Genomic DNA, 20,931 nt, shown 5'->3' with positions numbered 1-20,931 from the left:
CATGGGATGTGCTCCTCTTCGCTGTGGCGTTACGGCAATAGAGACGGTCGCGCTGCGCAGAACTCATCGCCGCTGTTCGATTCAGCCATAGTGATGTGGATCATATAGTCGACGGGCACCCCGGCCACCTCCCATCGATGTCAGACCGTGGTCATCGAAGTCGGATGCGCCTCCTTGAGCGGGGCCCCGTCGCCGGGGCGTTCGCCCGCGCTGCTGTAGGCGAACCGATGCATGAAGAACTGAGTGATCGGGCCGACCGCGAGCGCGTACAACACGGTGCCGACGCCCGCGATCCCGCCGAGCAGCCAGCCCACAGCGAGCACAGTGATCTCCATCGAGGTACGGATGAGCCGGATGGAGCGCCCGGTCGCCTCGCTGCCCGACGTCCCCGTCGACGGCGACCCCGACGAGCTCCTGGGAGCGTCACAGGCGGCGGCACTTCTGGGGTTTCCATGCGCCCGCCCCAACGTCTTACAGCCAAGATCGCCGCTGTCGCGCTCGTAGCCGCGGGCAGCTTGATCGCATTTCATCCGAGCGCTTCCGCGGTTTTAGCCGCACCGGCACATGGCGCCGCCGCTGACGCCCAGTCCTCCGCGGCCGTGACGGGCTCGGTGCGCATCAGCCTGTCGGCCGGCGGCACGGTCACCATTCCGGCCTCAAAGCTCTCCGCCAGCACCACGTTTGACACCGGCGCCCAGGTGTCGCTGGTCTCGACGGTGACCAACAACACCAACGCCACCCTGGTCTTCTCCGGAGGCGGTAGCGCCAGCGTCACGGTCGCACCGGGTGCTTCAGCGAGTGTCAGCGCACTCGCCAGCGGCAGCTTGAAGATCAGCCTCGCCTAACGGGCAGACACCCCTGTCTGAAGTGGGACAGCATCGGCTTCAGCGCCTGGCTGTCGTGGGTGTTGGCCGCGGAGAGACCGACGCGTAAGGGCAGTCCGTCCGCGTCGGACAGGACATGCATCTTTGAACCGGGCTTACGTCGGTCCACGGGACTCGGACCTGCAAGTTCGCCCCCTTTTTAGCGCGGACATGGGCAGAGTCGAGGACCGCGCGGGAGAGGTCGACCAAGCCCTGTTCGTCCAGGAGTTGGAGAACCTTCTGGTGCAGCCGACCCCAGACCCCCGCACGGGACCAGATGACAAACCGACGATGCACGGTCGACTTCGACGCCCCGAAGCACGGAGGCAGTGCCCGCCAGGCACAGCCGCTGACCAGCACGTAGATGATGGCCGCGAAGACCGCCTCGTCATCGATGTTCGCGATCCCGCCACCCTGCGGCCGCACGCGGGCCGGTGGCAACAAGGGCTTCGCGATCTCCCACAGCCCATCCGGAACGATCCAACCCCACCCAACGCTCCCCATGCACTCCTCAACGACCAACAGCCATGTAGGACACGGTCTCAATCCATTTCAGAGCCTGATGTGAGCGGCTATTGGCAAGTGGTCACTCCCTGTTGCAGGCAGCGACCAGACATCGGTGACCGTCGCCGATCGGGTCATGATCTGGTCAATCCGAGCTACGGGCAGAGTTGCGGGCCAGCTGAACGCGAAACCTGAGCCTGTTGCGTTCATCTGCGAGCTGACCGGTGCTAGACCGCGGTCGTCTATCGTGCTGTTGAGATCCCCGAGCAGAATCACCTTGTCCAGCCGCTCAGCGGCGATCGCTTCACCGAGAAGAACAGCACTTTCGTCCCGCCATGCGGAACTGAATCCGTTCCTAAGGCCGAGACGCACGGAGGGCAGGTGAGCAACATAAACAGCGATATTGCCCTGCGTCGTCCTAGCAGTCGCCCTCAGTCCACGGTTCCAGCCTTCTCCGATTCCCTCCGGCCTGATGTCCACCGGCCGCACGTCGGAGAGTGGATACTTCGACCAGAGTCCGACCGTGCCCTTTGTCGCATGGTGGGGATAGTCCGGCGCCATGGCTGCTGCGAAGGCCGGCAAAGCAGAAGGCGACAACTCCTCCAAGGCGATGAGGTCGGCTTGAGACTTGATCAAAATCCTCGCGGTGCCTGTCGGGTCTGGATTTTCGTCGCTGACATTATGCTGAAGCGCAGTAACTTCGTCTGCCGCGTCGTGACTGGGAAGCAGCAGGCCGCCGAAAAGACTGAGCCAAGCGACAACGGGCAACAACAACGCAATCAATGCGACGAATGAGCGGCGCAGGCATGCCAAGCCCAGCAGTCCGGGGATGGTCAAACCGAGCCAAGGAAGAAAAGTCTCGAGAAGGCTGCCCAGACGACCAGGCGTATTGGGCACAGCAGCATGAAAGGCCAGCAGGAAAGCGACCAGTATGGAAAGAAGCGCAAGAATGCGCCCTCGCCCCCAGCCTGATAGTCCTGGTTCTTCTTTCCTTGACATCACCCAGCCAGACGGCAGCCGCAAAAGTTTCTCAGTTGGCTTCCCGAGTGCTGCACTGTTGTCTGGCTTCTTCATCGTCCGCTCGTGCTCCAGTCGGCATCTCCTCGCATCGTGGCCGCGCACGACGTCACACGATACGACGACGCAGGGCTCATTGATCCGGTTCCAACCCTGCAGCCTTGAACAGCCGGAGAGGCTCGAAACAAGCTCCGTAAGTTGTTCGGCGGTCCGGGAGAGTCGGGTGTGGCTCTAAAACCGCTTGCCCACAGGTGGCTCCGGTGGAGTGGCCGCCCGGCTCTCCGGGACGCCTTGGCCGCGGATTGAGATATGCGGATCGGTCGCTGTTTACGGAGCTGACGGCGAGGTGTTCCTCGGACCGACGCCATGCTGTCCGGAGCCGAGGAGACGAACATGATCGAGCATCTGACCCGCATCGCCGGTCTGGAAAGCAACCGGTGACACGGACACACTTCAGCAGTTCTTGAAGGACCACGACTGCCACGGAGTCGAGGCCGTGTTCACCATGGGCCTCCTGAATTGCGGTCTTGCCGAAGCTCAACGCGCGTTCTTCAACGCCCCGTGCCGCCAAGCCGAGCGCCAGTTCCACAACCAGGCGATGGACTTGCTGGCCGAGGCTGCCGACAACGACGCCTGACAGCAACCCTCTCTACGGCCGACAGAGCGCCTTGACTCAGTCATCAGGACTCCACCGAGGTCGGGCACGCCTCTCCCGCTTGGGTGTGGCTCCATCGCATAGTCTGCTGATCACTCGGGTGGCGTGGCCTCGCCCTGCCAGAAGCTCCACTGGTATCCCCAGGGGTCAGTGATAGTGAACGTCCGCGGCCCATAGGGCTGGTCCATCGGGGGGGCTACCTCGGTGTCGGCTGCGGCACGAACCTGCTCAAAGTGTGCATCGACGTCGTCGACGTGCACGATGAGAATGGCGTTCTTCCCGTCGTCGCTCGTACCGCCGCCGCTGACCCCGATCTTCGCCGGACCGGCATAGATGTCGGCCTCGAACGTCCGCCCCGAGTCGTCGCGCCAGCGGACCGCGCCGGTAAAACCCAAGACCCGCTCCATCCAGTCCAGCGCGGCATCTGCGTCGTCGTACCGCAGGTAGGGAGAGAGGCTTTCGATCGCCATCCGATGCTCCTTCGGGTCTGGGGAACCGACATCATTTAAGTCCTCCCCTGATTCACTTCGAGCGATCGCCCGGAGTGTCGATCGGTTCTTCACCGGCTCCACCGTGTGCCGGAGACGGCTTGTCGGGAAGGCCTGGTGGCGTCGGACAAACAACACCGGACAAAAAACCGGCGTCCGCGATGTCAGCGATCCAGTTCCGTTCGGAAAGCGTCACGGTGACGCCGTCCGAACGATTGCTTCCGCCGTCTCCAGGCTCTCCTCCGGCACCGTGGCGAGCAGTACGGCACAGGCCTGGAACCGGGTCCACCCGCGCCTGACTCATCGCTCGGCCTGGCTCGACCACCAGGGCGAACTCCCGCTCGTCGAGGGCACATTGATCCGACTGAAGGTCAAGCACCTGTCGAAAGACCGTGAAGCTCCGCCGGTGTGGTTGTGGTCCTCGAGGACCGGCACAGACCTCTCTGACGTTGACCGCTGCTGGCAAGTGTTCCTGCGTCGCTTCGATTGGAGCACACGTTACGCTTCGCGAAGCAGACCCTCGGCTGGACCACCCCAAAGCTCCGGACTCCCGAGGCGGCGGACCGCTGGACCTGGATCCTCGTCGCGGCTCTTGCCCAATTGAGGCTCGCCCGCCCCGCTACGTGCCAACTGAAATGCGGCGGGACAGCTGGTCATTGCCGTCGCCGTTCGGGTGACGGCAACCTCGGCCGAGCTCTTGGTCATCCAACCAGTGCGAATGTAGTCCTGGTTGGGGGCGGTCGTGGGGGTGGACCATGACAGCAGGAATGGGTACGGCATCGGCCACAGTGAGTGAGTCCGCTGTGCTGACGGCCGTGTCGCGGAAAAACAGAGCTGGGGTCAGCGCCGGTCACCGAGTTCATGGGACAGCCTCCGTGAGCCGGGTCCGGATCAGAAGTGGCTCGGCACGACGTGGTAGCAGTTGTCGATCGATACACCCCAGGGCGTTGTCCAGGGGCCATTCTTCTCGACCTTGGCGTGCTCGATCCCCCAGAGAACCTCGCTGCCGGTGTTTTTGCCGACCTTGCCGTCGACGGACAGCCCCAGGTCCTCCTGGAAGTTCTTGACCTGGCTCAGGGTGTGATTTCCGAACTGCCCGTCCTGCGAGGTCCAGGCATCTGATCGTTGGTGATAGCTGATGCCGACCTGGACGCAGTAGACACGCCGCGGTTGCGGCACGGGCCGACGTGCACCTCTCCATTGCCGCTCTCACTCACAGATGGGAACTCGATCCGCAGACCAACCGGACGCGTCGGGACCGGACAACACCTGACCGTCTGACGGACGTGGACCGGCTCTGTGAGGCGGCCGGCTAACAAGCCCTCCTCAAGGGTCCGTACCGCGACGTCACCGGCACGCCGGTCGATAGGGAACCGACGGGAGATGGACCGCCCACTCCTGCCGTGTGAGACTGCGGCCGACCGCCGCACAGACTCGGCGGTTGACGTCCCGCGCATCCAGCGGCCATCGGACGATCCTGCCGTCCTCGCCGCCTGAGACCAGGGCACCATCGGGTGTGAAGGCGAGTCCGCGGATTCTCGCGCTGTGACCGGTCAGGACGGCGAGGGGACGCCGTGCGGCGGTGCTCCACACGATGATGGAGTGGTCGTCACCGGCGGAGGCGAAGGTGCGGCCGTCCCGGCTGAAGGCGATGACCTGCACGGGCGCGGTGTGCCCGCTGAGCACAGCGAGCTGCCGGTGGCCCGTGGCACTCCACAGCTTGACCGTACGGCTGTCGCCGGCGGTGGCCAGGAGCTTGCCGTCGGGGCTGACGGCGACGTCCTGCACGGCGCCCTGGCCCGTGTTGTCCCTGGCGAGGAGTTTCCCCGTGGCGGCGTCCCATGCATTGAGGTAGCCGCCCGTACTGGCCGCCACCAGGCGACGTCCGTCGGGCGTGAAAACGAGCGAAGTGGCGAGGCGGGGCTCGTACGGCTCCGGTGACGGCGACGCCGGGTTGTGGACGTCCCACACGAACAGGCCGAGTGTCGCGGCCGCGAGGAGGCGCCGGCCCCGCGGAGCGAAGGCGATGTCCGTGGAGGCGCCGACTCCCCCGGTGGGTGCCGGTTGCATCACGCGCCGCCGGCGCCGGAGGTCCCAGATCGTGACGACATTGTTCCGTGTCAGTGCGGCCAGCAAGCGCCCATCGGGGCTGAACGCGACGGCCTGTACCTGGTCGGGGTGCCCGCCCAGGGCGGCGAGTTGCTTCCCACGGGCATCCCACAGGCGGACCGTCCTGTCACTCCCGGCCGAGGCGATCACAGTCCCGTCCGGGCTGACCTTGACGTCCTTGATCTGCGCCTCGAATCCGCTGAACGGGGTGGTACGCAGGTCGTGCAGCACGATGGCCCCGTTGAACCCGGCGGAGGCCAGCATCGCGCCGTCACGGCTGACGGCAACGGAGACGGTCTCGGTGCGGCCTCTGTCCTGGTAGGTATCCAACTGGACGCGACGCCTCACGTCCCACAGGGTGACCGCGCCGTTCTCGTCGCCCACGGCCAGCCGGTCTGCGGTGGGAGCGGAGACCGTCCAGCCGAACGAGTCCGGCAGCGGCAGCCGGGGCAGCTGCGTCGGTCGTTCCCGGCTGAGATCCCACAGGTACACGCCCCGGTCGTCGGCCGCGGCCGCGAGCGTACGGCCGGACGCGGCGAAGGCGACCTGGGCGACGTGCTCGGAGGGCAGTGAGGCCACGGGTCTTCCGGCCCTGACGTTCCACACGACCGGGTCCCGCTCGCCGTCTGCGGAAACCAGCAACTCGCCGTCGTGGCTGAAACTCAGTGACCCGACAGCGGGCCCACGTCCCTGTTCGCGCAGCAGACGGCGGGACCCGGTGGCCAGGTCATGCAGGGCGATGTCACCGTCCCCCACCCCGACCGCGGCCTTCGTACCGTCGGCACTGAGGGCCATGCCCGGGCCGATCCGGGCCTCGGCGCGGCGGGTCACGGCCCGGCGCGTCCGTGTGTCCCAGACGATGAGTGACCCCGCTTTCCCGTCGGTCGCGGTGGAGGCGAGCCGCTTCCCGTCCCCGCTGAAGGCCACCTTCATGGGCCGGCCGGTGTGTCCTCGCAGGGAGGCGATCAGGGTCCCGCGCACCGGGTCCCACAACCCGATGGTGCCGTCGCCGTTCGAGGACGCGAGCAGCGCGTGGTCCGAGCTGAAATCGACGGCGTACACCGCGGGACCGCCCACGTTGAGTTCGGTGCGGCCTGGTGCCGCCGCTGCGCTCAGGACGCTTCCCCGGGTCGCGGCGTCGGGGTGCAGGCGGTCGGCTTCGACGGCGAGCAGGCCCGCGAGCGCCGGATCGGTGGCCAGGAGCGACCGCGCTTGGAGCGTCAACTGCCCAGAGAGAGCAGCGAGTTGCAGTCGGCGCGCGTCCTTGCGCTGCTGACGGGCGTCCTGCCGCTGCCAAAAGGCCACTGCACCGCCCACAAGCGCGAGCACCAGCAGCAAGGAGATGGCCGCGACAAGACGCTTGAGCAACCGGGCATGACGCCGCGCGGTGTCCTGTTCTGCGGTTTCCTGGGCCCCGCTGGCCCGCAGGAACGTCTCCTCAAAGTCGTTCAGCTCCTCGGGACGTTCTCCGGCCCACTCGTGCGCAGCAGCCAGCTGCGCTCCCCGGTACAGGGCTCCGGCATCCTCCTCCAGGGACTTCCAGGCGTGGGCGGCCTCGGTGAGCCGCCGATGGACGATCAGGTTCGCCCGGTCGTCGGTGAGCCATCGGTGCAGTCGGGGCCACGCCCGGATCAGCGCCTCGTGGGCCATTTCCACCGTGTCACGGTCCATGACAACAAGGCGTGCGTCGGCCAGGCGTTCCAGAATCTCGGTGGCATCCGGCTCCTCGACGACCCCGTCGAGTTCGGCGCGGGCGATGGGCCGCCGGGAGTCCTCAGTGCCGTCGCCCAGCGCCGAGAGTCTGAGGAAGATTCTGCGGACGACCTGCTGCTGCTCGTTCGTCAGCTCGCCGTAGACGCGGTCCGCGGTCTGGGCGATCGCCCCGCGCACACCGCCGCTGGCCTGGTAGGCGGACAGGGTGAGCGTCGCCCCCGTCCGCCGGTGCCAGGTTTCCAGCAGCGCATGCGACACCAGCGGCAGAGCACCCGGCTCCTCGGCCGCATCGGCCAGCGCGGTGGCGAGCATGTCCGGCTCCACACCCCACCCCGCGTGGGCCGCGGGCCTGACGACGATCTCCCGCAGCTCGGTGGCGGAAACCGGCCCCACGAGGAGTTTCGCCTCTTCGCCCAGTGCGTCCAGCAGCTGCGGATGCTGCGAGAACTGGGCAAGGAAGTCGGCACGCACACCGAGTACCACGGTGGTGCGGCGGTCCGGGCCATGGGCGGCGTCCAGCAACGCGGCAACGAACTGGCGGCGTTCGCCATGGTCCGCGCAGAGCGTGAACAGTTCCTCGAACTGGTCGACGACGAGCAGTGCCCGGGTCTTTGGCGGGCCGGCGACCAAAGTGCCTCGGATCGCGATGTCCAGGGCTGCCGGATCGCTGCGCAGTTCCTCCCGTACACGATGGACGTCCCTGCCGGACAACTTCGCCGCCTGGTCTGCCAGTGCATCGAGCGGATGGCCGCCGGGGGTCATCAGCAGGGTCCGCCACCGGGAATCCGGGCTTCGGCCTTCGGCGATCGATCCCAGCAGTCCGGCGCGCAGCAGTGAGGACTTCCCGCTGCCCGACGGCCCGAAGACTCCGACCAGCGGGAGCCGCTCCACACGCCCCAGCAACTGCTCGACGAGCCGGGAGCGGCCGAAGAACCACTGCGACTGCTCACTCTCAAACGGGGTCAGACCCCGATAGGGGCAGCGTTCCTCGTCCGGCACCGCCGTCACGGACGCGACCGCCGCGGCTTCGGCCTCGGCAGCCACCGCTTCCCACCGGGCCCGCCATTCGTCGCAATCGCCGCCGCAAGCTTCGACGTAGGCCAGGGTGACCGCCAGAGAGGCAAGCCGGTCGCCCTTGGCCGCCTCCGCCAGCGTGCTGGCCGAATAGTGCGCCCGACGGGCCAGAGCGCGATAGCTCGGGCCACCCGCCCTCTCCCGCAACCGGCGCAGCTGCCATGCGAAGCGCGGGACGGGACCGGCTTGCGGGTCCAGGGGTTTCTCCGGACGCCCCACCACGCACCTCTCCCGGTAGTCGTACCTGGCGGCGGCTCAAAGGCAATGGATGCGAACGCCAGAGCCCCGCCGCTGATCCCAAAGGCGGGACGGCCCGATCGACGGGGCATCCGTCATGGTAGGGCCAACTGCCGCATGCCGCACGAGTTTTCGATACGTCGGAGCAGGTCAAGGGCTGTTCGCACCGACGACCCGCTCACCGTTCCGTGGCCCATTCATTGTCCGGCGTTGTTTGTCCGATGCCGCCGCGTCTTCCTGACAAGCCGCCGTCCGGCACACGGTGAAGCAGCAACCGGTGAACGAAACAAGATCAAGGGAGGACTGCATGCAGAACCGTCCGCAGAACGCCGTGGGTGTGCCTCAGCCGGACCGCGTACGATCCCGGCTCCCCCTGCCTCGTACGGAGCGTGAAAGGCGCATGCGCGGCACGGAGCGTCCCCGGGCAAAAGCCGCCGCGGCCGTGTCAGGCCTGGCACTCGCCGCGATGCTCACGGGGGCCTCGGCCTGGCCGACTGCTGCCGTCGCCGACGACGGGATCCGCACGAAGACCGTCACGTGCGAATCCCTGTGGGTCAACGACTCGGCGGGAGTGACCCACGCGAGGCTGCGGAACTGCACCGTCACCTGGGGGAAGGACATCATCGACGGCACCTACTGGCAGACGGTGAAGTTCCAGCTGCTCGACTCCCGCACCGACGGTGTGTGCGCGAAGGCACTGGTCATCCTGTCCCCGAACGGGACCAGCGCCGCGTCCAGTGAGTGCAACGGCGTGTGGACGACCAAGACGGCGAACTTCAGCGGCCGGGCCACGAACATCTTCATCAGGATCGCCTACGGCTCCAACTCCACCTACGGAAACATCAGCACGAACGTCCCGCCCCCGGCCGGATTCTGAGAGTTGAGGGGGCAGCCGCATCTCTGTGTCCGAACGTCAGCGGAAGAAGAGGTCTCCGGCGGCCGTCGTCGCCGGCCCGCTGACGCGGAGCTCGCAATTGGCGGCGTCCTTCTGGTAGCCCCTCCCCCCCCCCCCCCCCCCGCGCGGCGGTGCCGTGACGACCGGCAGACGTTGGTTCCCATCGAGGAGGAACAGGCAAGGATGAACAAGCGAAGGTACACCGTGGTCCTGATGGCGCTCCTCGCCATCCTCGGCGTCGGCGTCATCAGCCCCGGACCGGCGAACGCGACCCATGCCGAAGGCTTCATATCGGGATTTGGAGACCCGACGAACGACTGGGCGGACGAAGGCAACCTCAACTCCAGCAACCACCACAAGAAGAGCATTGCCACCGGCCTGTGGCAGGCCGTCCTCTACGCCGACGGATACCTCACCGCGAGCGACGTCGACTGCGACTACGGCCCCAGGACAACAGCGGCAACCCGGTCATGGCAGTCCGACCACGGCGTCGGCGTCGACGGATCGGCCGGCCCCATCACCATGGGCCGGGCCGACGACAAACTCCGGATCTACGAAACCCAGTCAGACGGCACCACGACGCTCGTCTACGACGGACGAGCCCGGGACATCTACTTCATCCGGATCAGCCCGAACGACAGCAGCCTCGCCGGAGCCTACCGAGTCCCCTACGTCGAAGACTCCTGGCAATGGCCCGCCTACTACCACTACTACATCGGCGACTGCTGAGTGCCTGTTTTGAGCCTCAAAACCGCAGGTCAGGAGCTGTCTGATACGTGTGGCTGGAGTACCCGTTTCGCTTCGGCGCCTCGGTAACGGCGGAGAGAGACGGCGTGAATGTCCAGATGGAGACTGATGCCCCGGAAGAGCCGATGATCACGGGTGTCCCCGCGTTGGTCACGGGGCTGCCGGCCATCAGGACAGCGCTGTGGTCTGGGGGCCGGGATCAACCCGGGCGGAGGGCTCAAAACAGGCTGTCAGACATCTTCCCCAATAGTCCGACTGGTTGCACCGTCTACGACGGTGAGCAAGAGCCCACTAGGAAGGTGCTCGATGATCAGAAGACTCGTCGCAGCGGCCATGTTCGTAGCAGCATCCATCCTCCCTGCCACTACGGCGCACGCCGGACCTCAGGGCATCTACGGCACGCTGGAGAACAACACCGACTACCGCATGATCATGGCCGAGATCAACGAGGGCGCTGTCGGGTGTACTACCTGGAACAAGGACGGGAACGCGACATCCAACTCCTACTACTGGAGTAGGTGCCTGCTGAGCTGGGTCGGTGCCCACACCACCACCGGCTACTGGACGGACGTGGACGCTTTCGGCTTCAACGACCGCGGCTACTACGTGCGTTTCGGCACGTCGGGCTCCTGGCGGTGGATCGACAAGTGGAGCCTCACGCGCATCCATGACTGGCACCGGGCTGTGTGTGACCAGAATTCCCTGGGCACCGTCCATTGCACCGTCCACGGTTGAACGATCGTGGCTCCGCATCCGACGCCGAGTGCGGAGCCACGGTCATCTTCGAGCTGCCCGGGGCCAGGGGTGGGGGCCCGCGATGAGGGCCCGCAGGGCCTCGCCGCCGACGTCGAGTGCGGCCCGGCGGGCCTCCGCGGCTCTGCGCGGCGATCGTGGACCGGCTCACCTTCAACGCCTCCATCATCGAGACCGGCACCGAGTCATATCGCCTGGCTCGCTCCAAAGCCCAGAAGAACACAGCCGCAGGGTGACGCGCTCTGGTCAGACGCCATCCGCTTTCCGAACGTGATCGTTTAGCCTCGCCGTTTCGCTTGGGTTCGGGGTTGTTGCGGCGGAAATACGAAAGTGCCTTCCTGACCTGGGACGATGAACCTTGCTGAGGGGTTCTGTCGGTCCAGGCGGAGGGCACTTTCTACGTGCAGGCTATCGGGTTGCGTCCCAAGGTTCAGGTCAGTGCCGATGGTTCGGGGGTGGTCGGGCATGTGCTGGCGGATCTCGCTGATGCCACCGGGCTGACCGCCGCGTACTCCGCCGCGCTCAGGCCGCTTCGGCCGCGCGGGACCGGACATGACCCGGGCCGGATCGCCACCGACCTGGCGGTGATGCTCGCCGACGGCGGCGAGGCCATCGCAGACCTTGCCGTACTGCGGGACCAGGCAGCAGTCTTCGGGCCTGTCGCCTCGACACCGACGGCCTGGCGGCTGCTCGCCGATGTCGACGAGACCGCCCTTGCCTCGCTGGCTTCTGCCCGCGCCCAGGCCCGGGAAGTCGCCTGGCTGCAGGCCGCCGAGCACGGTGAGGGCATCCCCGCAGCCCGGACCGCGGGGCGCATGCTGCCCGGTCTGGTCCTGGACCTTGATGCCACGCTGGTCACCTGCCACTCCGAGAAAGCGCAGGCCGCACCCACCTATAAGGGCGGCTTCGGCTTCCACCCGCTGCTGTGTTTCCTGGCCAACACCGGCGAGGCACTGTCCGGCCGGCTGCGGCCCGGGAACGCCGGCGCCAACACCACCGCCGATCACATCGCGGTGCTCGACCAGGCGCTCGCGCAGATCCCTGACGCCCACCGGCACGGCACCGACATCCTCGTCCGCACCGACAGCGCCGGATCCGCGAAAGCCTTCCTCGCGCACGTCCGCGACCTGCGGAAACGAGGAATCCGTACCTGCTTCTCGGTCGGATACGCCATCACTGAGCCGGTCCGACGCGCCATTCGGGCCATGCCCGACCGCCTCTGGCATCCCGCCCTGGACCAGGACGGAACGCTGCGTGCCGGGGCCGAGGTCGCCGAGCTGACAGGCATGATCGATCTGGACGGCTACCCGAACGGCACCCGCGTCATTGTGCGCCGGGAGCGGCCGCACCCCGGAGCCCAGCTGTCCCTGTTCGACCAGGACGAGGGCCGGCGCCATCAAGTGTTCCTCACCGACACCCCCTACTCCGGTGGCGGCTCCGCCCAGTTCCTGGAAGTCCGCCACCGCGGGCATGCCACCGTCGAGGACCACATCCGGTGCGGCAAGACCACCGGCTTCGGCCGCTTCCCCTCCCGCGACTTTCACGTCAACTCCGCCTGGCTCGAACTCAGCCTCGCGGCGATCGACTTGCTGGCCTGGACGCGCGTCCTGCTGCTGGACGGCGAACTCGCATCCGCCGAGCCGAAGAAGCTCCGCTACCGGCTGCTGCACGTCGCCGCACGCCTCACCCGCGGCGGCCGCCGTCTGCGCTTGCGGATCTCGGCGACCTGGCCCTGGAGAAACGAGCTGGTCACGGCCTTCCATCGCCTGGCCGCGCTGCCCCGCCCGGCCGGCTGACCGGCAATACCACCTGACCGCCACGACCCCACGGACCTGGAGAACCCGACCACCGCGCCGGGCCTCCGCCATGCCCGAGCACCGAAAACGCCTCGCTCATCCGACAGCTGACGATCAGCCGCGTCTCATCACACCAACCGAAACGGCGAGGCTAACAGACGCTCCTTCCCCACCTACGCGGGCACCGTGGCCGCGGCCGCGCTCCTCCCGTCGGCGATCTCGGCCGACACGGTCGCGGCAGCCGAGGATCAGGGCATGGTCTCGGAGGTGGTGTCACCGGTGCCGGAGAGACCTTCTATTCGAGGAAATGACGTCCGTAGGCGGGTACCGGCTCAGCCTACGCTGCCGCCAGAATGTCAACAACGAAGACCAGGGTGGAATTGGCGGGAATGCCCTTTTGGGGCTGAACACCGTAGGACAGCTCCGGAGGGATGACGAGCAGAATTCTGCTGCCAACCTTTGCACCTACCAGGGCTCGGTCCAGCCCCTCGATGAGGTTCCCACGACCGATCACGGCAGTGCGGGGGCTGCCCTGGGACAAGGAGGAGTCGAACAGTGTGGCCTGCTCCTTGCCGCGGTTGGTGGCCCAAACCGCGCCGGAGTACTGGAACACCAGTGCTTGGCCCGCCTCGACCGTGGGACCGGAGCCACCGACCACCAGGGCCCTGGAGACGAGGCGGCGAGGCGGCGCGGTGTCGGGCACCGCGATTCGGTCGGGCGAGCGGTCCGCATGCACCTGAGGCAGTCCCTTTGGCGTGACCTGCTGCCGACCGTGCACGATGGACTTCGCGTCGATGACCTTCACTATGTCGGCGACGAAGACGACGGTGTCCGTAGGCGAGATGCCGAGCTTGGCGTTGCCCGTCTCGCCGTATGCGGCAGCAGGTGGGGCCACCACAAGAAGGCGGCTGCCAGCCCGCTGCCCTTCAACCGCGTGCCCCAAGGCTGGAATCACCGTTCCCTGGCCGACTGGAAACACCAGGGGCTTTCGGCCTTCTCCGTAGGTGCTGGGGAGGGCTTCGCCGCGCTTCCAGGCCCTGGCTGTGTAGTTGACGATCACAATGTCGTTATTACGGGCCTTCCGGCCTTGGCCGTGGAGCACATTCGTGATGACGAACTTGCCTGTTGGATTGGTTTTTGGAAGGACGATTTTCGCTTCCCTGCCGAATTTTCCTGTTACGGCAGGAAGAACGGTGTCCGAGCGGACTGAGTTCGGGACCGGTTGGCCATGTGGTTCGGGAACTGGCGGCACTGTCAGTGGTCGATGGCTGCCCGGTCGGGCCGAAGGCGGCTCGTCAACACTGCATCCGGCCACCAGCAGGATCGGGAGGACAGTAAGTGAGGCTATGCGACGCATGGCATTCCTGCTCAATGAATGAGCGGCTTCCCCTAATAGGCAGGCCGTCGCTCTGGTTGGCAAATCGCACTGCGGGGCGCTGCTCCGCCGGCCGATGGGTCGGCCGGCGGAGCAGCAGAGGTTAACTGGCGACTACCTTCGTTTGCGGCGCAGTCCCCATGCCCTGAATCGATTGCTGACAATGATGCCAACACCTGCGGATACTGCGATCAGCAGGGCGGTCGCTCCGACATCTAGCGTGCCTGGGCGGGGCAATAGCGCCAGGCACGCAACGAATGTCACGCCCGAAACGATGACGAAAACCGTGCCTTCTGCCAACCACATCTTCATTGTTGGCCGTTCGTCATCGCGTCCTGTCATCGGCTCATCACTTCGCGATGAAGTGGCATTGCACAGCTCTCCTCGACCCGTTGATGTAGAGCTTGGCACAAGCCTTACCGTAGTACGGCAGAGTCCGCTTCCCTGGGGCGTGACGCACGGGGACATGGCTCCAGTAGCACGTGTAATGCGTCCTACCCCTGCTCGTGCGGTATGTGGTGTTATTGGTGTTGGCGTAACTGAAGTCGATCCTGGTGTTACAGAACCTTGAAAAGACTCCCGGCCCGTAGCAGTCGACTCCCGCTATCTCCCAGTTGATGTACTTCCCTCTTCCATTGATGCTGTGGGTCCACCAGCAGCCGATGGGAATACTGATCGACAGCCCGTTGAAGTCATAGCCGAAGCTACCGAGAGAGACCGATCCGACCGCGCTCATAGTGCCAATTCCAGTCGGTGCTGAAGCGAGCGGAATCCGAACTGCGGCGTCCCCGTCGAGATTTGTCAGCTGAAGCACTTCGCTGCCGCTGGTGGTTGTCACAGCAACGCGCTCCTCGAGGTCCTGGATATTTCGCGTGATTCCCGCGGCGCTCTCCACCCAGCTCGGCTGGCCTCCCTCCTCCGCGTAGTGGCTGGTTGTGGTGTCGACGAGGCTCCAGGTGCTGTCCTGGTTCTGCTGCTCCGTGGTCCACGACGCCGGCCGGCCTTCAGCGTCCAACGTCCACGACTGTCGGTTGCCGCCAGTCGTCTCCTGGCTGGCGAGGTCGTTGGCGAAGTACTTCTGAGTCGTGCCGTCCGGGCGGGTGAGCCAGCGGCTGAAGGCGTCGTAGGAGTAGCCGCTGTCGATCGGACGGTCGGCGCTGTCGAAAGCGAACGTCTCGGCATCGCCCTGTGCTGTGTCGATGCTCGCGCAGTCGGCCTGGAATGTTGTCTGTTTGATCAGGCTGCTGTTGCTGTTGTACTCGTTCGCCTTGCGGATACACGAGGTGTCGTTTTCCGTATCCGCTCGGGTCGCGCGGCCCGCGGCGTCGTACTGGAAGGTTGTTCCGACAGTGACGCCAGTCGTGTGATTGCGCGCACCAGTATTGCCGTGCACGGTGTAGGCAGCGTTGTCCGCCAGCGGCACGCTCTGGTCGCTGGTGTCGGTGTAACTGCGGGCCGTCTCAGCGCCGGTGGCGTCCCGAGTGGTGGTGAGCTGGTACCCGCCTGGGAGTGTTCCGGTCTTGAGGTTGCCGTCCGCGTCGTAGGTGCCGGAGAAGGTACCCGCCTCCGCATCCGTTACCGACGTGGCAATGCCTCGAGAGTCCTTTGCCGTGTCGTACGCGTAGGTGGTGGTGGACGGGGCCGAGTCACTGACCTTCGTCAGGCGGTTGAGAGCGTCGTACTCCCGCGTTGCGGCGTTCCCTGCTCCGTCGTTGTAGCCCACCTCGCGTCCGAGGTCGTCGTACGCATGGGTAACGGTGTGGCCGCCAGAGGTGACGGTCGCGACCTTGCCTGTCTTGTCGTCGTAGGTAGTGATGATGTCGGAGACGGCGTCGCCCCCTCCTGCGACGGAGATCCGCACGGCTCGCGCCGCGCTGTCATAGGTCGTGGTGGTGGTGGCAGTTGATCCGTTGGCCGTCCGGGTGACCTTTGCGGGGTTGCCCCACCTGTCGTACTCGGTGGTCTGGGTGGGCAGTTGGTTGGGATTGCTCCCGCTACCCGTGATGGTTCCGGCCGGTCCTACCGAGCAGACCAGATCGGCCCACTCCGTTCGCCCGTTGCATGCGCCGGTGCCGGTGGCAGACCAGTACGTGGTCACCGTCGTACCGGCGTCAGTGCCGCTGGACATCGGCTTCACGGTTTTGATGACGCGGCCGGAGGCGTCGTAAGCGGTTTGCTTGGTGATCCTCAGGCCGTTCGGATCATCGATGGTGGATGTCTCCAGTCCCTTCGTCCAGTCGTGAGTAGTGGCGGTGGTACGCACATCGGCGTCAGTGGGGTAGCCATCGACGTAAGCGCCCACGCGGGTGCTGGTGATCAGGCCGGAGACTGTGGCACTGCCGTCAGTAGGACGACCCTGGTCGTACGTATTGACGGTGTGCTTGCGCGCGGGAACCTCCGTACCCGCCGGCAGCGACGTGCCTCCCGCGCCTGCGGCAAGCTGCTTCTCGAGGATGACGAGGTGGAGTGGGCCGTATTCCTCCATCTGCCGCTGCCCGTCCGCCGAGTAGGCGAAGGTGGTGGACAGTTGCTGGGCGCGATGGGCGGTCGGCAGGATGTTCAGGCCGAGCCTGGTCAGCTCGTCGAGTGCGGCTCCGGAAGTGGCGAGTGCCAGCTCCCGGTTACTCGCGGACAACTCGCGGACCACGTTTCCGAAGCGGTCGAATTCGGCCGTACCAATGTGCTCACCGGGGCTTGCCGTGTTGACCTGCCGTCCCGAGGCATCGATATAGGAGATGCTGGCCCGGGTGTAGCTGCTCGCGGTCAGAGCTGCGCCGTCGTTCGACGCGGGAACAGCATCGGCCGGGAAAACCGCCGTTGCGTCGGTGGGGAGATCCGTCTGGCCCCAGGCGGCTACGTGACTGGCCCCCATCGCGTAGGGGGCGTTCGTGCCGGTCAGCGGAACGTCATACACCACGCTGGTGGTCGCAGTGCCGTTGGTTTCGGTCTTGCTCCCCGGCGTTAGCGAGGGCCGGGAAGCCTTCAGCAGCATGCCGTTTCCTGCGGTGGCGGCGTTGCCGGCCTTGCCGTAGGTGAAGGTCCACGGCAGCTCACCCGGCGGGGTGAGCGCGATGACACGGTTGGCGGTGTCGTAGCTGTACGCGGTCTTCAGCGACGGGCTGATCTGAGGATTCCATACGTGTCGGAGCCGTCCGGCGGCGTCGTACAGGTACATCTGCACAGCCTTGGACGTCGCCGTGGAGTCACCCGGTGCAGTGGACCACAGCCGAATCTCCTGCACCTGGCCAGCAACGTCACCGAAGGCGGAGTCGGTTGCGGTGGTCGAGGTGGCATACACGAACTCGAGCAGCCGACAGCCACGGGTCGACGGAGTCGCCGCGCAGGTGCTGGCCGACACGGCAGACGTCGGCGCGATGACCAACTTCGGACGCGCCAGCGTGTTGCTGCCGGAAACCACCTTCTCGGAGACCACCGTGGTGGTGGTGTTGTCGGAGGCCCGGAAGGTGGTAGCTGCCTGCCAGGTGGTGGCGTCAGCGTCGATCTTCGCAAAGGTCGTCTTGGTGCCGTCGGTCTCCTGCAGTGTGAAGGAACCTGTGAGCGACCCTGTGAGTGTGAGCTTCTCGGAACCCGGTTCGGCCTTCCACCCCCCGGCGGAGGTGGCTGTGAAGCCGATCTGCGCACCGTGGGCGTCGGTGATCGCGACCGAGGTCGCGGATGTCTTGCGCACGTATGCCCATATGGATTCGGATGCCTCTGCCATGGTGCCGGAGGTCCACTGGGGCCCGAAGATCGCTACCTGGCCTTCTGCATCGGCCCCCGCGGTGGGACGACGGGAAGAGGCGATGCGGCTGACCGACAGACCGAATGCTGAGGCGTCAGTGGCCGAGAGCAGATAGTCGCCCGTCAGGTGGTTCACCTGACCAGGCCCGACGTCCTCGGAGGGAGCCGTGCCGGCGTTGCGGTCGATGATGACGGTGTTGGCCGGTGAATAGCCGGTGGTGGTGCCGTCAGTGAACGCAGCCCGCACATCGATGGGGCCGTCCTCAGCGAAGGTGGTGGTGATGTTCCACACCAGTGCTGGCGGGGCGCCGTTGGGCGCAGCCAGCGGCCAGGAGGTGACTGGGGAACCGTCGGAGTTCTTGGTGACGTCGCCGAGTGGGACGTTCTTCCAGGCGTCGGTCTCGCCACGCCGGTACTGGTACGTCACGCCGGTGTAGGTGGGCTTGCCGGTGGCGGCTAGGGCGACCCGACGCGCCGGTCGGTCCCCGTCCCCCGGGGCGAGCAGGGCGGCGCCGTCCGCGCCGACGCCGAACTTGTACGCGGTCGCAGTGGTGGACAAGTTGCCGCCGGAGTCGACGGTCTTGGCATACAGGGTGTGCCAGCCATCGCCGGGGTTGACCGTCACGGTGAGCGGGTCACCGCCGTTCCCGTCGGTGGCGTCATCAATCCGCGTGGGGGTGTTGGGGTCGTTCAGCCCCCAGTAGTAGCCCTGCCCATCGGTGGAGCTTGTATCGAAGGTGCACTGGGCGCCGCCGGTCGCCTTGGCCGTCCACGTGTCCTTTGCGTACGGGGAACAGCTGATGCTCGGCGCCGCTGGCTTGCCCGTGTTCAGGACGAAGGCGGTGTAGCCGTTCCATGAGCCGTACAGGGATCCGTCGTAGCCGCGGACTCGGTACCGCAGGTGCGTGCCGGCTGGGAAGGCGTTCGCTGAAGGGATCGTCAGCGACGCCGTCGAGCCGGAGGCCACGCTGCTGGTGGTACCGGTGTAGGTGTAGGTGGTGTCGTTATAGGCGGGGTCCGGTGTGATCTCGAACTGGGCCTTGACCGTCCCGCCGTCCGCGTCGCTGATCTTGGCCGACAGCTGCGGGGTGAGCGTGGTGACGTAACGCTTGCCGTTGTAGGCATTCAAGACGCTCGGGGATATCGCGGGCGATGTGGGCAAGGCCGGGTAGGAGTTGTAGGTCACCGTCAGCGACGGCTCGTCGTCGGGGTCGTGTGAGCCGTCGACGTAGTTGGCCGAGCGGTACCGCCTCCAGGTGAGCGTGTCGGTCTCGTTGACCGCCGCCAGGCGGATGCCGTGGTTGGCCTGGCCGTCCGCCCAGTCCTGCACGATCGTGTCCACGTCCCACGAGACATGGCCGGCGGGGCAGGAGGAGTTGTATCCCTTGGCCGCGGTCGACGTCACAGCCCCTGTGGCGGTCGTCGATGGCTGCGCGGACCATGAGATCGCGGCCGGATCCCAGGCGGAGGTGATCCGCCGCACCTGCACACCCGAGCCGGAGGCCGAGCAGGTGGATGAGTAGTACGAGTACAGGCGCAGATCGGTATCAACGATCTTCTTGCCACTGTACTCCGTGACATCGAACTTCAGGTAGGAGCGAGCCTTCTGCACACCGTCGTAAGTGCCGGCTTTCAGCTCTGTCGACCCGCGCTGGCTGGTCGGGTAGTCCGAATCCTGGATCCACGTGTCCGTGGTCGGCCCGGCCAATGTGTTGGTCGGGTCAATGACTACGGGATAGGTGACATCCGGGTCGGAGAGGAACTCAGCACTGGGCTTGAGCACCAGCACCTGGCCACCGTCCGCAGCGTTATCGACCACAGCGTTGACAATTTCGGCGTGCTCGGGATCCTGGGACTTCGCCTCCTCGGAGGCATCCCACATCAGTGGCGGCGGAGCAGCGGCGACCTGCTTGCCTTTGGAGTCATCCCAGCGCAGGCGCTCATCCGCAGTCTCCTTGAGGGTCAGGCCCTCAGCCATGATCGGCAGGCGGAACTCCACCGGGCCGTCCGGCCTCTGGTGCAGGATCACCGAGTGTGAGAAGCCCTCCGGGAGCGCGGTGACCACCACATCTCCGCCGGGGACCGCGCCCGGGTAGGTGGCGGTGTTGCCCTTCAACACCGGGGCGGGCAGGGTGCCGTCCCAGGCCACGCCCAGAGTCTTCTCCCCGCGGGTGACCTGCGCCAAGGGCGTCTTGCTACCACCGGCAGAGAAGGCGATATCGGCGGCGGCTGCCTTCGGCACCACCTTTCCGTCCACCTCGGCCAGCGTGACATCCACCGGCTGCCACTTGTCGTGTGAGTCCTTCACCCGGATCGGCCCGGTGAACGACTCCACACTCACCGTCCCATCCGGGTTCACCCAGCTCGTGGTGTCCTCCGTCCGCGCGTCCAGGATCTCGATGCGCCGGTCCTGCACCCGCGCCATCACCCGCGCCGAGGCCTCATCCGGGGACTGCGCCGGGCCGGAAGGCGTCGACGACTCCGCGGCTTGGGTGGATCCGGACGGCACGGCCGCCGCCCGTCCCGTGGACAGGGCCGTGGTTTGGGTGGATCGGGACGGCAAGGCCAGTGCCTGTCCGGTGGTCATGGCCGTCACTGCTGCCTCTGCCGTCAGCAGCATGGCCAACGCAGTGGCTGTACGCCGCAGGTGACGCCTACGAAAGGCGCGACTGCGTCTGGGACGCCCCCCGAAGGGAACTGCCCATCCCCGCTCACCTGAGGCGAGCAAGAATCTGCCCATTTCTGGAACTCCGTATCTCCTGATCAGCGTGATCAGGCGACCGGAACGTATCCAGAGAGAAAAGATCAAATAAGCCCCCAGAGAGTCGTATACAGGGCGAGCTAGATCCAACGACAGCCATGTGACTCTCATCACGATTACGCGAATCCGGGAACCAAAGCCGTGCGCGCTGGTACGCAGCAAGGATCAACTCCCGTTGCTGGTAAGCAATTTTGGTGCGCAGC

At 66.2% G+C, this 20,931-nt stretch carries 13 protein-coding genes and 3 pseudogenes; 8 read left to right on the top strand and 8 right to left on the bottom strand.

All coding sequences use genetic code 11. The annotated features are described in order from the left end of the window. Positions 1–140: 140 nt before the first annotated feature. The gene (locus ACFYWY_RS22645; protein ID WP_389189547.1) at positions 141–335 is read right to left on the bottom strand and encodes a hypothetical protein; all 195 of its coding nucleotides are present in this window, start codon (positions 333–335) and stop codon (positions 141–143) included. A gap of 117 nt (positions 336–452) precedes the next feature. Here ACFYWY_RS22645 and ACFYWY_RS22640 point away from each other — a divergent pair, with 117 nt between their 5' ends. Beyond that, the gene (locus ACFYWY_RS22640) at positions 453–845 is read left to right on the top strand and encodes a hypothetical protein (RefSeq protein ID WP_389189544.1); all 393 of its coding nucleotides are present in this window, start codon (positions 453–455) and stop codon (positions 843–845) included. 25 nt (positions 846–870) lie between these two features. Here ACFYWY_RS22640 and ACFYWY_RS22635 read toward each other — a convergent pair. Both ACFYWY_RS22635 and ACFYWY_RS22630 read right to left on the bottom strand, forming a co-directional pair. Further along, a pseudogene (locus tag ACFYWY_RS22635) lies at positions 871–1,367 on the bottom strand (IS5 family transposase); the annotation flags it as partial. Positions 1,368–1,415: 48 nt separating this feature from the next. Further along, entirely contained in the window at positions 1,416–2,366 is a 951-nt protein-coding gene (locus ACFYWY_RS22630) for an endonuclease/exonuclease/phosphatase family protein (RefSeq protein ID WP_389189559.1), read from the bottom strand. A 514-nt stretch (positions 2,367–2,880) separates the two neighbouring features. Between ACFYWY_RS22630 and ACFYWY_RS22625 the strand changes: the two genes are divergently transcribed. After that, positions 2,881–3,021, top strand: coding sequence for a hypothetical protein (locus ACFYWY_RS22625; RefSeq protein WP_389189541.1), 141 nt, complete (start codon positions 2,881–2,883; stop codon positions 3,019–3,021). Positions 3,022–3,131: 110 nt separating this feature from the next. Here the strand turns inward: ACFYWY_RS22625 and ACFYWY_RS22620 are convergent, their stop codons facing one another. Further along, complete coding sequence (locus ACFYWY_RS22620) at positions 3,132–3,509, bottom strand: VOC family protein (protein ID WP_389189538.1); 378 nt, start codon at positions 3,507–3,509, stop codon at positions 3,132–3,134. A gap of 274 nt (positions 3,510–3,783) precedes the next feature. Between ACFYWY_RS22620 and ACFYWY_RS22615 the strand changes: the two are divergent. Next, positions 3,784–4,163 (top strand): annotated as a pseudogene (locus ACFYWY_RS22615) (transposase); the annotation flags it as partial. A 255-nt stretch (positions 4,164–4,418) separates the two neighbouring features. Here the strand turns inward: ACFYWY_RS22615 and ACFYWY_RS22610 are convergent. Together ACFYWY_RS22610 and ACFYWY_RS22605 are read right to left on the bottom strand one after the other, a co-directional pair. After that, positions 4,419–4,706 carry a peptidoglycan-binding protein gene (locus ACFYWY_RS22610; RefSeq protein ID WP_389189535.1) on the bottom strand — a complete coding sequence of 96 codons (288 nt, stop codon included), beginning with the start codon at positions 4,704–4,706 and terminating at the stop codon, positions 4,419–4,421. Between the two features lie 168 nt (positions 4,707–4,874). After that, positions 4,875–8,645, bottom strand: a complete 3,771-nt coding sequence (locus tag ACFYWY_RS22605; protein WP_389189532.1) for a helix-turn-helix domain-containing protein — start codon at positions 8,643–8,645, stop codon at positions 4,875–4,877. Between the two features lie 322 nt (positions 8,646–8,967). On the opposite strand from ACFYWY_RS22605, the gene ACFYWY_RS22600 reads away from it, so the two are divergent. From ACFYWY_RS22600 to ACFYWY_RS22580, 5 genes and pseudogenes are all read left to right on the top strand, one after another. Continuing rightward, a complete protein-coding gene (locus ACFYWY_RS22600; protein WP_389189529.1) occupies positions 8,968–9,537 on the top strand; it encodes a hypothetical protein in 570 nt (189 codons plus the stop codon). A gap of 201 nt (positions 9,538–9,738) precedes the next feature. Continuing rightward, the gene (locus tag ACFYWY_RS22595) at positions 9,739–10,284 is read left to right on the top strand and encodes a peptidoglycan-binding protein (protein ID WP_389189525.1); all 546 of its coding nucleotides are present in this window, start codon (positions 9,739–9,741) and stop codon (positions 10,282–10,284) included. Between the two features lie 324 nt (positions 10,285–10,608). Next, positions 10,609–11,037: a hypothetical protein gene (locus ACFYWY_RS22590; protein WP_389189522.1), complete on the top strand. Its 429-nt coding sequence runs from the start codon at positions 10,609–10,611 to the stop codon at positions 11,035–11,037. A gap of 134 nt (positions 11,038–11,171) precedes the next feature. Beyond that, positions 11,172–11,291, top strand: a pseudogene (locus tag ACFYWY_RS22585) (AAA family ATPase); the annotation flags it as partial. Between the two features lie 135 nt (positions 11,292–11,426). Next, positions 11,427–12,851 (top strand): IS1380 family transposase, encoded by a 1,425-nt coding sequence (locus tag ACFYWY_RS22580; RefSeq protein ID WP_389189556.1) that lies wholly within the window; start codon positions 11,427–11,429, stop codon positions 12,849–12,851. 337 nt (positions 12,852–13,188) lie between these two features. Here ACFYWY_RS22580 and ACFYWY_RS22575 read toward each other — a convergent pair whose 3' ends face one another. Together ACFYWY_RS22575 and ACFYWY_RS22570 are read right to left on the bottom strand one after the other, a co-directional pair. Further along, positions 13,189–14,208 (bottom strand): FKBP-type peptidyl-prolyl cis-trans isomerase, encoded by a 1,020-nt coding sequence (locus tag ACFYWY_RS22575; protein ID WP_389189519.1) that lies wholly within the window; start codon positions 14,206–14,208, stop codon positions 13,189–13,191. 367 nt (positions 14,209–14,575) lie between these two features. Continuing rightward, complete coding sequence (locus ACFYWY_RS22570; RefSeq protein ID WP_389189516.1) at positions 14,576–20,587, bottom strand: DNRLRE domain-containing protein; 6,012 nt, start codon at positions 20,585–20,587, stop codon at positions 14,576–14,578. Between the last annotated feature and the right edge of the window lie 344 nt (positions 20,588–20,931).

This window comes from Streptomyces sp. NPDC002870 (assembly GCF_042888505.1).
Taxonomy (GTDB): Bacteria; Actinomycetota; Actinomycetes; order Streptomycetales; family Streptomycetaceae; genus Streptomyces.
The sequence above is the reverse complement of the archived record's forward strand: the minus strand, read 5'-3'. Positions and strand labels throughout refer to the sequence as shown.